This is a genomic window from Streptomyces sp. NPDC087428, assembly GCF_044744085.1.
Taxonomy (GTDB): Bacteria; Actinomycetota; Actinomycetes; order Streptomycetales; family Streptomycetaceae; genus Streptomyces.
Map to the genome: position 1 here is coordinate 55,885 of NZ_JBIUXR010000014.1, position 13,949 is coordinate 69,833.

The window sequence follows — 13,949 nt, forward strand, 5'->3', positions numbered from 1 at the left end:
GGGGCCGCCCTCATGCGCCCGTTCCTCCCGATGGCCCAGTGCCGGGCAACGGCCGTGCGGCGGCGGCCGCCCCGGCTGCCAGGACCAGTCCGCCCGCCGGTCCGGCGAGTCGGCCGAGCCGTGCCGGGACCACGAAGTCGTCGGCCGCGTGCTCGGGCAGCCCGGGGTATCCGGCCAGTGCCACGGTCAGTTCGGCACGGAGCAGCGGGAAGAGCCCGGGGAACTGCGCGACACCGCCGCCGATCACGATCCGCTGGGGTGCGGTCGTGTAGACGATGTTGCGCAGCCCGGCGGCCAGGTAGGCCGCCTCCAGCCGCAGCGCCTCACCCAGTGCGTCCCCGGTCAGCTCTTCGGCCGGTGCCCCCCATCGGGCGCCCATGGCCTCGCCGCCTGCCAGCCCCTCCCAGCAGTCGCCGTGGAAGGGGCAGGAGCCGGGGAAGGTGTCGCCCGGGATACGGGGGACCGTGAGGTGGCCCATCTCCGTGTGGACCAGTCCGCTGACCACCTTGCCGCCGATCACCGCACCGCCGCCGATCCCGGTGCCGACGGTGAGGTAGACATAGGTGTCCAGACCCCGCGCGGCGCCCCACCGTCCCTCACCGAGGGCCGCACCGTTGACGTCGGTATCGATGCCCACCGGTACGCCGAGCGCGGCAGCGATCGGACCGGCGACGTCCACCCCGGACCAGCCGGGCTTGGGGGAGGCGGCGAGATGACCGAACTTGGCGTGGTCCGGCCTCAGTTCGAGGGGCCCGAAGGAGGCGATGCCGATCGCGTCCAGCGGTCCGGTCCTGGCGGCCGTCTCCCGGAAGAAGGCGATGGCCCGGTCCAGGGTGGGGCCCGGCCGGCCGGTCGGGAACCGGGTCTCGGCCTCGATCCGGTCGGGGGCCGAGCCGACCAGGCAGACGAACTTGGACCCGCCGGACTCGATCGAGCCGAGCCGCGGCGCGCTCATGCCTCCACCGGCCAGCCGTCGGCGCCGGCCGGGCCGGTGTGCGAGCGGATGACGACCTTGAGCGCGTCGTAGCGCGGTGGCCGTTCGTTTCCGTCGCCCCGGGTGAGGCCGCCGAGCGCGGTGAATGCCTCTGCGTACCGTTCGAGCGGGAACTCGTGCGTCACCAGCCACTCAAGAACAGGTCCGGTGCCGGTGCCGGGTTGTTGTGGGGCGCCGAGTTCGGCGGCCAGGTCCACGGCGACAGGGAAGATGTCGGCCCGGTAGTCCCCGGCGCCGATCAACTGGATGCCGCGGTTGGTGAGCTGGAGCGGGCGCAGCGGCGCGGAGTAGGTGTCGTCGAACCCCATCACCACCACCCGGCCTCCGTCGTCGATCAGCCGCAGCGCCGCTTCCAGACCGGTGCCCGTCGTGTCGAAGACGACGGAGGGGCGCTCGCCGCCCGATGCCTTCACCACGGCTTCGGCCGGGTCCGTTCCGGCCACGTCCACCACGTGCGCGAACTGTTCGCGGGCCCGCTCCAGCCGGTAGCCGTCCGGTTCGGCGACGACGACCCGCCGGGCCCGGCGGGCGGCGACCAGCGCGGTCAGCAACCCGATCGGGCCCGCGCCGAGCACGACCACGGTGTCGTCGAAGGTGACGGACGCGGCCTTGACGTTGCTCAGGACGCAGGCGAGCGGCTCGATCAGGACCGCACTGCGGAAGGACAGCCCGGCGGGAACCCTTTCGACGAACCGTTCCGGCAGGGTCACCGTCTCCGCGTACGTGCCGTCCCGGTCGACTCCGACCTCGGTCCCCGCCTTGTGACGGCAGAAGTTGGTGGCTCCCCGGCGGCACGGGGCGCACCAGCCGCAGTACAGCGTCGGGTTGACCACCACACGGTCCCCCACGCCGAGCGAACGCACCTGCGGCCCCGTCTCCCGCACCACACCCACCGACTCGTGTCCGAGCACCACGCCCGGCCGGGCCGGGAACCGCCCGAGCAGGATTTTGCGGTCCGTGCCGCAGACTCCCGTACCAACGATCTCCACCACCACGTCGTCATCGTGCACGAGCTGTGCGGCGGGCCTGTCCTGAAGTTCGGCGGAGCCTGGACCCAGATAGACGAGAGCGCGCACGAGACCTCCCCATCGGTGTGTGGAAGGCGACGCTAACGCAGCCGAATGGGCCCGGATAGGACGCCTCTGAGCCATCTCGGAGCTGCCTCGCCGAGGGAGAGGAGGCAGTTGGGTGGGGCGGCGGGTGCACCGATCAGGCCAACTCGGGAGCCCTCGTTCGGGGGTGGAGCGGTGCGGGATCGTCGCGGCGGGGCTGTCGCAGTCCGGCGGCGACGCCTGCGGCTACGAGCAGTGCACCGGCGATGTCAGCGGGACCGGCCTGCCCGATGCCGAGTACGAGGGTGGTGAGCAGTGCGCCCACGGGCACGAGACCGGCGAAGAGACCCGCGCGGTCGGCACCGAGGCGGCGCAGTGCGTCGTACCAGAGGAAGAAGGCGGCCGCGGTGACGATCGCGCCGAGGTAGACGAAGGCGGCTCCTTGGCCGGGGGTGGGCAGCCGCAGGGAGGCGGTGCCGTCCAGGGCCAGGCCCGCGGCAAGCAGCATGGGTACGGACAGTGCGGCTGGATAGGCCGCGACCCTCAGGGGGCCGAGTCTGGGCAGGAGCGGGACGGCCAGCAGGGAGAAGGCCACCTCGCCGGCGAGTGCGCCGAGGGACAGGAGCAGACCGGTCGGACTGCCCGAGCCGAGTCCGGCGGCGACGGCCGCGCCGAGTGCCACCACCGTCGCGGCTCCGACGGTGCGGGGGGGCCGGGCGCCGGTGCTCCATCAAGGGTCCGACGAGGGCGAGCACGAGGGGAACGGCTCCGATCACGGTGCCGATCATGGCCGGGCCGGCGTGCCGAGTGGCCTGGACGAGGAAGAGGTTGAACCCTGCCAGCCCGGTGGCGGCCAGCGCGATCAGGAGCAGAACGTCACGTGACGTCAGGCGGATACGAGGCTGCGGCCGGCGGCCCACGACGGCGAACAGGATCGCCGCGGCGAGCGCGTAGCGCAGGGCCTGCCCCAAGAAGACCGGGTAGTCGGCGACGGTGGCGGAGACCGCGGTCGAGGTGCCGACGAGCACCATGGCCGAGGCCGCGCCGACGGAGGCGGAGAGTTTCATGCGGCGTGATCCGCTCGCGTCGAGGCGGCGGCCGAGGTGGCCAGGACCTTGCGGGTGACGCGCTCGGCGACGGCGGCAACCAGGGTTCGGGGGCGACGGGGCGTGAGGTGGGCGGCCAGGGTGTTGCCGAGGCCGGGGGCTGCGTAACCGCGGTCACGCTCCAGCGCGCGCAGCGCGGCGCGTACGACGGGCTCCGGGGTGGTCATGGTGCCGGTGACGGCCGCGCGGCGGGTGCCGATGGTGTCGAAGAAGGCGGTCTCCACCGGGCCGGGGCACAAGGTGAGCACGCGGATGCCGCGCCGACGGTACTCCTGGCGCAGGGCGAGGCCGAAGTTCAGCACGAACGTCTTGGCCGCGCCGTAGACGGCGAAGTAGGGGGAAGGCTGGAAGGCGGCGTTGGAGGCGACGTTGACGACCGAGCCCCGGCCGCGCTCCAGCATCCCGGGCAGCAGCGCATGGGTGAGGTCGACGAGTGCGACGACATTGACCATCAGCAGGTCGTGGTCGCGGGCCCCGGATATCTCTTCGAAGCGACCGCAGGTGCCGAATCCGGCGTTGTTGACCAGCAGGTCGACGGTCAGCCCCAGAGTGGCCAGCCGGTCGGCGATGCGGCCAGCCGCATCCGGCTCGGCGAGGTCCTGGACCAGCACATCGGCGCGGACACCGTGCTCGGCGGTCAGCCGCTCGGCGAGGGCGGCCAGACGATCACCGGAGCGTGCCACCAGGACCACATCGTGTCCCTCTGCGGCGAGCTGCGCGGCGAACTCCGCGCCGAGGCCGGACGACGCTCCGGTGATAAGGGCGGTGCTGTGCACGGGTTCCTCCTCAAGTCGGCAGCAACTGGGAGCGAATGTAGCAGTAATCACGACAACCGCAACAGCGTTGTTGCAGTTATAGAATCAACCACCTCATGGATGTGCCATATCGCTACGCAAGTGGTCTGATGGAGATGTGACCAACAAGCAGACGGAACGGACGTTGCGAGCGGACGCGGAGCGCAGCGCGCGCGCGATCCTGACAGCAGCCGAGCAGGTGCTCGCCGAGGATCCCGGCGCATCCATGGAACAGATCGCCGCCGCCGCGGGAGTGGCCCGCACGACGATCCACCGGCGGTTCGCCAGTCGCCAGGCGCTGATCGAGGCGCTGGCCACATCCGCGGCTCGCCAGCTCGCCCAGGCGGTGGACGACGGCAGACCGGACACCGCGCCGCCACTGGTGGCGATGCACCGGATCACGGCCAACGTGCTCCAGGTCAAGGGCGCCTGGGCGTTCGCCCTCGAGTTGCCGGCCGACCCGGACAGCGAGGCCGCCCTCCTGCAACAGGACATCGCCCGCCGCTGCACCGCCGTACTGGCACGCGCCCAGGCGGACAAGCTCATCGACGCAACAGCCGACCTCGACTGGGTGCGCCGCGTCTACTACGCGCTCCTCGGGGAATCCCTGCACGGCAACGACGACGCGGACGCCGACCCGGACACCCTGGCCGCCCGCATCGTCGACACCCTGCTGCACGGCGCCGGACCGCGCCCCTGAGCCGGCACCCACAGCACGAGTGGGGCGGTAGGTGACGCGACTTGGGCCGGACGCCAGCAACCGGGCTTCGATCGCCGGCACCAGCAGTACGACAAGGTGCGCATGAACGATGAAAGTACAGATCAGTGACCATACGGGTCGCTAATTGGACCGATACGCCTGTGACAGAACGGAGACGCCACGAAGAATCGCCTGTAACTCGGTGCGAGATACAAATAGTTCCGACCGCACAGGCCGTACTTCTCACGGGGGAAGACCATGAAGCACATCCGCATCACCGCTCTCGCCACCATCAGCCTCGCCGCCACCCTCTCCCTCACCGCCTGCAGCGGCGACGGCTCCGGCAAGGACTCCTCGGCCGCTTCCTCGGCCGATTCTTCGTCGTCTTCTTCGTCGTCTTCTTCGTCCTCGGGCGGCGGCTCGAAGTCGGGGGGCGACGCGAACTCCAGCAACGCGAACTCCGGCAACTCGACCGCCAACAACGCGAAGCCGGACTCCGCCAACCAGGACACCCAGGCGGGCACCGGCAGCACGAACAGCGCCGCGAAGTCCAGCACCAAGGTCACGTTCTGCAAGACCGAGGACCTCGCCATCGACGCCACCGACGCCGCGCCCGACCAGACCTCCGGCCGGATCAACATCACCATGGTCAACCGAGGTTCGACGACCTGCTCGGCCACCGGCTTCGCCGGCGTCGACATCAAGGACGCCGACCACACCTCGAACCCCATCGAGCGCGGCCCGGCCCAGCCGCGCATCACCATCCTGAAGCCCGGTGACGCCGCGATCTTCGACCTCGCCTACACCATCGACACCACCGGCAACAGCCTCGCCTCCCCGACCAACATCCTGGTCACTCCGCCGAACGAGACCCACACCATCAGCCTGAAGTGGCCCACCGCCGCCGGCCAGATCAAGGGCGCCTACACCGACGTCCAGGTCTACCCCACCCACACCACCAAGTAGCCACGGTGGTCCCTGGCCCAGCGGCAGAACGCTTCGCCACACCCAGACACGGGGGACGCCAAGCGTCCCGGCGCCGGACCTCGCAGGCCTGGGGACGCGGCCCGGCCTCGGTCGACGAACACGACGGACACGACGGACACGACGAACACGACGAACACAGCGTTCCAGCATGGCCGGGACGTGGAGCGGGAGCCGTACTTCCCGGCGGCTCTTGGAGCTCTTCCGTCACGCGGTAGGCAGTTCGTCCAGGACGCTCTCTGCCCGGCAGAGAAAAGAGGCCCCATTCGCGGCCGCCCAAAACCACAGCAGCCGGCGCGATCGGCCCGGAATCCGGCAACAGCGTCATGACCCACAGCACCGGCCGATGCATGGGCAGCCGAGAGTGGGGCACACGGTGAGAGCACGACAAGAATCCAGTCACCGCCAACTGCGGGTGACAAGGATTCCGCTCGGGTTCTGGTAACGCCGGGCGGGAAGAGGTGCTGCGAGCCGGGCAAGACCCAAAGGCTCGCATGCACCGAATAGGCATGAAGATCGGGAGCTGAAATGATTATTCTTGGCGCTATTCTGCTCATCATCGGCATGCTGGCCGGTGTATCGCTGCTGACGACCGTCGGCGGTGTGCTGGTCGTGGTCGGTGCGGTTCTGTGGATCCTGGGCGCAAGCGGCCGCAAGATAGGCAGCCGCAAGCACTATTTCTAGGATCCGCACCCTTAACGACCCTTCACCGATATGGCTGCATTACTGACGCGGTTTCCCCGGCCGAGTTCGCGCAGCCGGGGAAACCCTCTTCTCTTGCGACCACGGGGGACCATAAAACGTTCGGTGTATCTCCCGACCATGAAAGATGCATCGATGACCGAGGGCCTTTGGCTGACCGGTGAGGCAGGGCTGCTCCAGCAGCTGCCCAAGCGGCTGTTGCAGTCCGCTCCCGAGGGCGGGATTACCGACCATCTCAGCTATGACAAAGCACGTGCCCGCCTGGAAGAACGGCGGAAGCAGTCGCAAACGGAACCCGCGGCAAGACTGTCCTGACCGGTGTCGGCCCGGTCGGGACAGTCTTGCCGGCGGTCGGGACATCCCCGTCGGCGCGACCGTGAGGGCTCCTTCGAGCCGAGAATCGTCAAGAGGCGACAGAAGCGCTTGTCCGGCTCCGGGAGAGCGCGTGGAAGGAGTTCCCTCCGCTCCTCCGCCGCTCCTCCGCTTCGACACCGAGAACCGCCGCATCACCAGTACGACGAACACGACAGCACGTGAGTAGCTCTCAACAACCCGAGTCACAGCGCTCGTTTGACAGGCCCGTGCAGACCGCCAAGATGACCCGTTTGTCCTGGCCAAATGATGGATGCGGGGGACTTCCGGGTCGGCGATGTGCTGTCGGTTTCCTGTCCCTTCACAACGACCACGGTCGAGCGGGGTCTCACGTGGGATGAAGTGGCGGTGCGATGGCCATGGTGGGAAATCGACACCACCGGCGATTTCGGGCACTGGAACGGGATCGTCGCCCTCGGTGCGGGCAGCGGCGGGCGCGTATCGCCTGATGTAGCGACCGAGCTGTTCCGCACCGACCCTCCGCCCGAACAGCTCAAGGCGGGAGACGTCTGCCGGGTCGGAGTGCCACCCACCCTGGCGCACGTGACGGCCGTGGATCACCACGATCCTCCGTTGGAGACGGTCTGGCTGCCGCATCCCGCCCAGACCGTGTCAGTGCTGGCCCCTTGTCCTACTCACCCGAGCAGGAACGCCGCGCTCTGCCGAGGGCGCGAAGGCAGTGGCTACGAGCACGGCGAGCGGCTCGCACCAGGAGACGGTCCGAGAGCGGGTGTCACTCACCGCGGTCTCGCCCGCACCCTGACCCGTGGGGGCACCTCCGGCGTCTCTCCCATGGCTGAGCACTTTTCGCGACGGATGACGTGTGGTCGAGCTGGTCGGCACTCCAAACGGCCAAGCTCACTCGTCCCCCACTGAGGCGAAGCACGCCGCCGCTCGCTCCCAGCCCTCCGGAACCGAATCCGCCCAAGGGTGATCAAGAAACCCAAGCGGTGGCCCCGTCATACGAGCCCGCGCCGTACGCGGGCGGTCGAGCCGGGCCGCTGAGTCCTCGAAGTCTCCTCCCGCACCGGGCAACGGTCCGAATCCGGTCCGTGTGCGGAGCGGGCGCTCCGCACAGTGGGACCGGCCCTCCCCTGCCGCGCCGTCACGCTCCGGGCTGCGAGCTTTCCCCAGTACAGAAGGGGGGCTAGCCACACGGCCGACCGGCCCGTTGCCCGGATGGTCCGGCAGACCTCGAACAACGAGGCTGAATGCATACGGATCCACCATGCAAGAAAAGGAACGCTCTGTGTTCAGCTTCAAGCCGCTGCGCCGCCGTACCGCCCGCACCGCCGCCATCGGCACTCTCGCCGCCGCGGCCTGCGCCACCGTCATGGCCGGCAGCGCAGGCGCCATCGTCAATGGATCGGACTCCACCGAGAGGTACCCGTTCATGGCGACCATCCCGGAGTCGGCCCCCACGCTGGGCCTGAACGACGGGACGTGTGGAGCGTCTCTGATCGATCAGCAGTGGGTGCTCACGGCGGCACACTGCGTGAAGGGCGACGGCCTCGAACTGGATGGCACCGTGCGCGTCGGCAGCGACCACCGCAAGTCCGGTGGCACTGTGCGGAAGATGGACCGGACCTTCGTCCACCCCGGCTATGTGAACGGCGACGGCAAGGTCGCCAACAAGAAGGACATCGCGCTGATACGTCTGGACCGTCCGGTCGCCCAGCAACCCATCAAGATCGCCGAGCAGGCCGGACGGCCCGGCACGCCGACCCGGCTCCTGGGCTTCGGCACCACCGTCGACACCACGTTCAGGTTTCCCGACCGGCTCCAGGAGCTGAACACCCGCAGGGGCGCCGTGTCCGAGTGCGCGCCCGGCTACGCGGACCGGAGCAGGCTGTGCACCGTCACCACCGTGCCCAAGGCCATGGCGTGCTTCGGGGACTCCGGCGGACCGCAGGTCCAAAGGGGCCGGGACGGTCGCTGGGAGCTGATCGGGGTGACCTCAGGACCTGGTGCCCCGAACGTGCCGTGCTCGCAGGGCCCCGGCCTCTACACCAGCGCGCCCGCCTACGTGGGCTGGATCGACAAGACCATCAAGACCAACAGCGCCCGGCCAACCGCGCCCCGGGGCTCCGACCTCGCCGAGACCGGTACGAACGACAACACCGCGGCGATCACGGGTGTGGCCGCCGCGCTGATCGTCGCCGGTGGCAGTACCGCCGTCGCGGTACGCCGACGCAAGGGCCGCCGCGCCGTCTGAACGAGACCGGCACGGCCCAGGGGCGGCCTCGGGTGCGATGCGCCCGCCGTGTCCTGAGCAGCAGGCCGCTATGGATGGGCGCGGCACGGCCGAGCGCCGCAACCGGCCACTGAGCGTTCTGGTCGACCGGCGCGGAGGATGGTCTCGCACCGACATGACCACGCACTACTAGAGACGTGTCGCAGTCCGGACAAGGTCGGCGACGGCTCTGGACCGGCTGTGCGACGGCCAGGCGATCACGGTGGTGACTGTCGGCGCGTCCAGCACGGGCACGGCCGCAAGCTCACCGTGCAGTTCGGCTCGGCATGACTCCGGTGAGACCGCGCACGCACGGCCGAGTGCGACGAGCTGCAACAACTGCGCGTGGTCGCGGACTTCCGGGCCGGGGCCGGGTGGGTAGGTGCCGTCGGAATCGGGCCAGCGTGGCAGGGGCAGGCCCGGCAGCCCGGTGATATCGGCCATGCGGACATGGGGCCGCGCGGTGAGCGGATGTCCGGACGGCAGGACCACAACCTGGCCCTCCGTGCCGAGTTCTTCTGCGTCGAACCCGGCCGTCGAGTCGAACGGCCGGTGCAGCAGCGCCACGTCGGCCCGGCCCTCGCGCAGGAATCGTTCCTGCTCGGCCGGACCGCACAGGATGACATCGACGGCGACCGTACCGGGTTCGGCGGCATACGCGTCGAGCAGTTTCGCCAGCAGCTCTCTGGACGCGCTGGCCTTCGTGACCAGGACCAGACCGGGCCGGCCGGTCGCAGAAAGGGCAGCCCGGCGGGTCCGGCGCTCGGCGGCGTCGACCGCGTCGAGGGCCGCCCGGCCCTCGACCAACAGCGTCCCGCCGGCCTCGGTAAGCGTGACCGTGCGGCTGGTCCGATCCAGTAGCGCTGCCCCGAGCCGGCGTTCGAGCTGCTGGATCGCCCGTGACAGCGGCGGCTGCGCGATCCCGAGCCTCTGTGCGGCGCGTCCGAAGTGCAACTCTTCAGCGACAGCGACGAAATAGCGCAGTTCCCGGGTCTCCATCTCGCCACCGTAACCCGGATCAATACCCTGACGGTATCGTTTTCCATCCGATCGGTCTTGGACTCCCACCGGGCTCCGAGGGCAGCATGGTCCTCATGAACGAACGAACGATTGCGCTGGTCACCGGCGCGAACAAGGGAATCGGTTACGAGATCGCCGCGGGCCTGGGCGCCCTCGGCTGGAGCGTCGGCGTCGGCGCCCGCGACGATGAGCGCCGCACGGCCGCGGTGGAGAGACTGCGCGCGGCCGGCGTCGACGCGTTCGGCGTACCACTGGACGTGACCGACGATGCGAGCGCGACCGCCGCCGCACAGCTGATCGAGGAGCAGGCCGGGCACCTCGACGTGCTCGTCAACAACGCCGGCATCACCGGCGGCATGCCGCAGGAGCCCACCCTGGTCGATCCCGCCGTCATCCGGACGGTCGTGGAGACCAACGTGATCGGCGTCATCCGCGTAACCAACGCGATGCTGCCACTGCTGCGCCGCTCGGCCTCGCCACGGATCGTGAACATGTCCAGCAGTGTCGGCTCCCTCACCCGGCAGTCGGGAAGCGCTGCTGAGCAGACGACGGGTCCGGTGGCCGTGGCGTACGCGCCGTCGAAGACGTTCCTGAACGCTGTCACCCTCCAGTACGCCCGGGAGCTGAACGGCACGAACATCCTGATCAACGCCGGCTGCCCCGGCTACGTCGCGACCGACCTCAACGGCTTCCGCGGCGTGCGGACCCCCGAACAGGGCGCGGCGATCGCCATCAAACTCGCGACCCTGCCCGACGACGGCCCGACCGGCAAGTTCTTCGAGGACGCCGGCGTAGTGCCCTGGTGAGGGTGCGTGGACCTCTGAGGTTACGAGCCGGTTCCAGAAGTGCAGGGCCTGACCGACAGCTGGTGGCGGGGCAGAGACTCGCTGATCGGCACGAGAGGTGAGACCCCGGGCAACCGCAGGTCAGCGCCAATTCTTGGCAATCTGAGTAGCCTTGCGGACGCCCAGAGCGTCAAACGAGCGCACAGCCAACCAAAGCTGCGCTCACGCCGCATCACACCAGCCAGGTCTTCCACCAGTTCCTCGACCACCAGTTCCTCGACCGCCTCGGACCGCCGTGCGGCAGTCCGCTGCCACGATGCCCCGAGGTGCACCGGTGCCTCGTCCGGAACGTGTGCGGCACCGGCAGCCTTCCCCGTCGAATTGCTGACCGCTCCGTGGTCGTCGGGCCGAGAAGCCGGGCTGTGGACGCGAGGCCGTAGTGCGCCCGGAGGGAGTGCCTTCCTGCCGGCACGCCCTACCGTGTCGCGTCTGTTGCCGTGAATGTCGTGAACGGCAGCACCAGCCGGGAGGGATGCGCGGCGTCGCGGTAGATCTTGTGGGTGACGGGGCGGCCCACCGGCAGGTGGAAGGCGTCCGGCGGCAGCAGCGCGTTGTGCGCGTCGGCCAGCGGCTCGTTGTTCGACACCTCCACCACCAGGCGGTGCCCCGGCTTGAAGGTGGCGGCGAACGGATAGAGCCGCAGCACGTACTCCTCGACCTTCCCGGGCTCCACCGGCACCGAGCGGGTGTGCGGGTGGTAGGGGTTTCCCTCAGTGGTGCGCTCGTCGTCGAGCTCGCGGTGGGACGCCTTGAGGTAACCGCTGGTGATCAGCTGCCGGCCGCCGCCGGGAGCCTCGTCCCACATGCGCAGGATGAAGTTGGTGTCGACCTGGTCGATCTCCGCGAAGAGGTGCGCGGCGCCGGTGCCGATCAGTTCCGTGGCATCCTCGAACGGCTCCGTGGACCAGTTCAGTATCTCGACCTTGTCGGTCACGGTGAGCGGTGCCTGGTAGAAGCCGTCGGGGACGGCGTGCTCGGTGCTCATGGGCTCGGGTTCGAAGGAGAGCTTGCGGCGCGGGCGCAGGTAGAGCGGCTTGTACTCCACGTCCTTCGGCGGCCACTGCGCCGCGGTGACCACCTCGCGCGAGCCCTCCACGAAGGTGCTCACGGCCGGTTCGTCCATGATGCCGTTGTCGATGCCCTTGAGCCAGTACTCGTACCAGCGGAACATCTTGTCATGCTCTTCGACCCAGGGCCGCGACTGCATCGGCGGATAGGAGCCGATGTCCAGCTTCTTGGGACCCTTCAGGACGTCGAACAATTCGATGTGGCCGTCCAGGGTCCAGCCGCGTCCCTGGTCGATCTGCAGGTAGACCGGGATGTCGATGTTCTCGGCCAGCGTGATCGGGTTGCGCTCTCTGTACCAGTCGCCGTCGAGGGGGTTCATCACGATGTCGAACCAGAACTCGCGGTTCTTCGGGTACTTGAGCACATGGACGAGATTCGGCCAGGCGGCCACGTCCGGATCGCTCAGCCGCTCGTCGACGAGCTTCCTCAGCTCCTCGGGAGAGTGGACCTCCTGCATGCGGGACTTGACGTTGGTGTGCGCGATGCCGGAGTCACCACCGCGTCCCTCGCGGGCGGCGCGCGGCATGAACCACATGACGCCGCCGTGGTAGGTGGTCTCGTAGAAGTCGTAGTGGCCGCCGCTGACGAAGATCGCCTTGAGGTGCGGGGGCCGCTCGGCGGCGGCGAGCACCTGCATGGAGCCGAAGTAGGAGATGCCGATCATGCCGACGTTGCCGTCGCACCACGGCTGCGCGGCGACCCACTCGATGAGGTCGTACAGGTCCTGGCCCTGGGAGACGCCGCCGAAGTTGTAGTTGCCGATCATGACGCCGTCGGAGTCACCGGTTCCGCGCATGTCGCCGATGACGTGTACGTAGTCCTCCTTGACGACGCGTGCGATGTCCCCGGCCTCGATGCAGCCGTCCCACATGGGGCTGGGCCGCAGCTGCGGCGGGGTGGTGAGGGCGAGGGCCTGCAGCTCCTTGCCGTACGCACTCATCGCGATCAGGGCCGGCCGCGGCTTGTCGTCCGGGCCCTGGTAGGTGTCCACGACGAGTTCGACGCCGTCCCGCATCGGCACTCGGAGGTCCTTGCGGACGGCGATGGTCTGCTCGCCCGCCCGGATCATCTGGAAGTCAGTCATGGTGGGAAGCTCCTGCACTACGAGTTCTGGTCGTGCTGCGTGCGGTAACCGTGCATCGAGGTGAAGAACGGCGAAGGCTCGAGCGTGGGGTCGCCCCGGTAGCCGATCTCCTCGGCCGCGGGGGCGAACGGGGAGTACGGCGAGTCCGTCTCCTGCAGGCCGGCCCGCAGGCAGCCGCAGGCAGCCGCGCCCACACGGCTTTCGATGGCGAGACTCTGGGTGATGGCCTCCTGGGCCTGTGCGGCGTCGAGCTCGACGCCGTACGGCGTGCCGTCGGCGCGGCGGTAGGGGTGCCCGAGATACAGGTGCTGCGGACGGATCTCGTCACGCACGTACTCCAGGCCGGCGCGGTAGGCGGCCGGGTCCGTGTAGCCGGGGAAGCCGTTGGCGGCCCCGTGGACCTGCACGGCGTCGCCGACGAACACCGAGCGCCGGCCGTCGATGGCGTAGGCGACCGATCCGGGCGTGTGGCCGGGGATCGAGTGCACAGAGAGGGTGACGTCGCCGCCGAGGGAGATGGTCTCGCCGCCCTTGACGAGCAGGGAGGGCTCCATCTCGCCGGAGATGACGGCATTCGTGGCGGCCGTCACCTTCGCCTCCCCCTCGGGGTCGCCCAGGTACCGGCCCCTTCCCGCGAGGTACTCGTCGACGTGGGCCCGCCTCGATCGGAGCATCGGCGCGTCGGCCTCGTGGATCACCACCTGGGCGCGTCGCCCGGTGAGCTCCCACAGGGCGTGCGCCCCGCCGATGTGGTCGATGTGACCGTGGGTCAGCAAAATCCAGCGCACGTCCTCGATGCGCCGGCCGATCGCCTCCAGGGCAGGGGCCATCCCCTCGGTGGGCGAGGAGGCGATCCCCGTGTCGACGATGGCCGGCTCGGGTGCGTCGATGAAGAAGCTGTAGAGACCGAACCGGCCCCACGGCGAGACCAAGGGATGGACGTCGGCTGTGTGCGTCATGGTCTTCTTTCCGAACTCGTACGTGGGTCGGGTCGG

At 69.4% G+C, this 13,949-nt stretch carries 12 protein-coding genes and 2 pseudogenes; 6 read left to right on the forward strand and 8 right to left on the reverse strand.

Going from position 1 to position 13,949, the window contains the following annotated elements; all coding sequences use genetic code 11:
• Window positions 1-10: 10 nt before the first annotated feature.
• The 5 genes and pseudogenes from ACIO3R_RS28240 to ACIO3R_RS28260 form a co-directional block, all read right to left on the reverse strand.
• A complete protein-coding gene (locus ACIO3R_RS28240; RefSeq protein WP_385028287.1) occupies window positions 11-955 on the reverse strand; it encodes an ROK family protein in 945 nt (314 codons plus the stop codon).
• Window positions 952-2,070 carry a zinc-binding dehydrogenase gene (locus ACIO3R_RS28245; protein WP_402109723.1) on the reverse strand — a complete coding sequence of 373 codons (1,119 nt, stop codon included), beginning with the start codon at window positions 2,068-2,070 and terminating at the stop codon, window positions 952-954. Before ACIO3R_RS28245 ends, ACIO3R_RS28240 begins: the two co-directional genes overlap by 4 nt.
• A gap of 133 nt (window positions 2,071-2,203) precedes the next feature.
• Window positions 2,204-2,731 carry an EamA family transporter gene (locus ACIO3R_RS28250; protein WP_402109725.1) on the reverse strand — a complete coding sequence of 176 codons (528 nt, stop codon included), beginning with the start codon at window positions 2,729-2,731 and terminating at the stop codon, window positions 2,204-2,206.
• A 55-nt stretch (window positions 2,732-2,786) separates the two neighbouring features.
• A pseudogene (locus tag ACIO3R_RS28255) lies at window positions 2,787-3,113 on the reverse strand (EamA/RhaT family transporter); the annotation flags it as partial.
• The gene (locus ACIO3R_RS28260) at window positions 3,110-3,928 is read right to left on the reverse strand and encodes an SDR family NAD(P)-dependent oxidoreductase (protein WP_402109728.1); all 819 of its coding nucleotides are present in this window, start codon (window positions 3,926-3,928) and stop codon (window positions 3,110-3,112) included. The gene ACIO3R_RS28260 and the pseudogene ACIO3R_RS28255, both read right to left, overlap by 4 nt.
• A 136-nt stretch (window positions 3,929-4,064) precedes the next feature.
• On the opposite strand from ACIO3R_RS28260, the gene ACIO3R_RS28265 reads away from it, so the two are divergent.
• From ACIO3R_RS28265 to ACIO3R_RS28285, 5 genes and pseudogenes are all read left to right on the forward strand, one after another.
• Window positions 4,065-4,646 carry a TetR/AcrR family transcriptional regulator gene (locus ACIO3R_RS28265; RefSeq protein WP_385028299.1) on the forward strand — a complete coding sequence of 194 codons (582 nt, stop codon included), beginning with the start codon at window positions 4,065-4,067 and terminating at the stop codon, window positions 4,644-4,646.
• Window positions 4,647-4,904: 258 nt separating this feature from the next.
• Window positions 4,905-5,612 carry a DUF4232 domain-containing protein gene (locus tag ACIO3R_RS28270; RefSeq protein ID WP_402109730.1) on the forward strand — a complete coding sequence of 236 codons (708 nt, stop codon included), beginning with the start codon at window positions 4,905-4,907 and terminating at the stop codon, window positions 5,610-5,612.
• A 546-nt stretch (window positions 5,613-6,158) separates the two neighbouring features.
• Window positions 6,159-6,314, forward strand: coding sequence for a hypothetical protein (locus ACIO3R_RS28275; protein WP_385028304.1), 156 nt, complete (start codon window positions 6,159-6,161; stop codon window positions 6,312-6,314).
• Window positions 6,315-6,464: 150 nt separating this feature from the next.
• Window positions 6,465-6,764: pseudogene (locus ACIO3R_RS28280) on the forward strand (transposase); the annotation flags it as partial.
• Window positions 6,765-7,953: 1,189 nt separating this feature from the next.
• Window positions 7,954-8,919: a trypsin-like serine protease gene (locus ACIO3R_RS28285; protein ID WP_402109733.1), complete on the forward strand. Its 966-nt coding sequence runs from the start codon at window positions 7,954-7,956 to the stop codon at window positions 8,917-8,919.
• A gap of 168 nt (window positions 8,920-9,087) precedes the next feature.
• Here the strand turns inward: ACIO3R_RS28285 and ACIO3R_RS28290 are convergent, their stop codons facing one another.
• On the reverse strand, window positions 9,088-9,936 hold the full coding sequence (locus ACIO3R_RS28290; RefSeq protein WP_402109735.1) for a LysR family transcriptional regulator: 849 nt from the start codon (window positions 9,934-9,936) through the stop codon (window positions 9,088-9,090).
• Between the two features lie 95 nt (window positions 9,937-10,031).
• Here ACIO3R_RS28290 and ACIO3R_RS28295 point away from each other — a divergent pair, with 95 nt between their 5' ends.
• Window positions 10,032-10,763, forward strand: coding sequence for an SDR family oxidoreductase (locus ACIO3R_RS28295; RefSeq protein WP_402109737.1), 732 nt, complete (start codon window positions 10,032-10,034; stop codon window positions 10,761-10,763).
• Between the two features lie 454 nt (window positions 10,764-11,217).
• On the opposite strand, the gene ACIO3R_RS28300 is transcribed toward ACIO3R_RS28295, so the two are convergent.
• Complete coding sequence (locus ACIO3R_RS28300; RefSeq protein ID WP_402109739.1) at window positions 11,218-12,954, reverse strand: CocE/NonD family hydrolase; 1,737 nt, start codon at window positions 12,952-12,954, stop codon at window positions 11,218-11,220.
• A gap of 17 nt (window positions 12,955-12,971) precedes the next feature.
• Window positions 12,972-13,913, reverse strand: coding sequence for an MBL fold metallo-hydrolase (locus ACIO3R_RS28305; RefSeq protein WP_402109743.1), 942 nt, complete (start codon window positions 13,911-13,913; stop codon window positions 12,972-12,974).
• Window positions 13,914-13,949 lie beyond the last annotated feature (36 nt).

Bases quoted from the DNA above. Each gene is read 5' to 3' on its own strand.
- ACIO3R_RS28240 (WP_385028287.1), bottom strand. From the start codon at position 955: ATGAGCGCGCCGCGGCTCGGCTCGATCGAGTCCGGCGGGTCCAAGTTC.
- ACIO3R_RS28270 (WP_402109730.1), top strand. From the start codon at position 4,905: ATGAAGCACATCCGCATCACCGCTCTCGCCACCATCAGCCTCGCCGCC.
- ACIO3R_RS28275 (WP_385028304.1), top strand. From the start codon at position 6,159: ATGATTATTCTTGGCGCTATTCTGCTCATCATCGGCATGCTGGCCGGT.
- ACIO3R_RS28290 (WP_402109735.1), bottom strand. From the start codon at position 9,936: ATGGAGACCCGGGAACTGCGCTATTTCGTCGCTGTCGCTGAAGAGTTG.
- ACIO3R_RS28295 (WP_402109737.1), top strand. From the start codon at position 10,032: ATGAACGAACGAACGATTGCGCTGGTCACCGGCGCGAACAAGGGAATC.
- ACIO3R_RS28300 (WP_402109739.1), bottom strand. From the start codon at position 12,954: ATGACTGACTTCCAGATGATCCGGGCGGGCGAGCAGACCATCGCCGTC.
- ACIO3R_RS28305 (WP_402109743.1), bottom strand. From the start codon at position 13,913: ATGACGCACACAGCCGACGTCCATCCCTTGGTCTCGCCGTGGGGCCGG.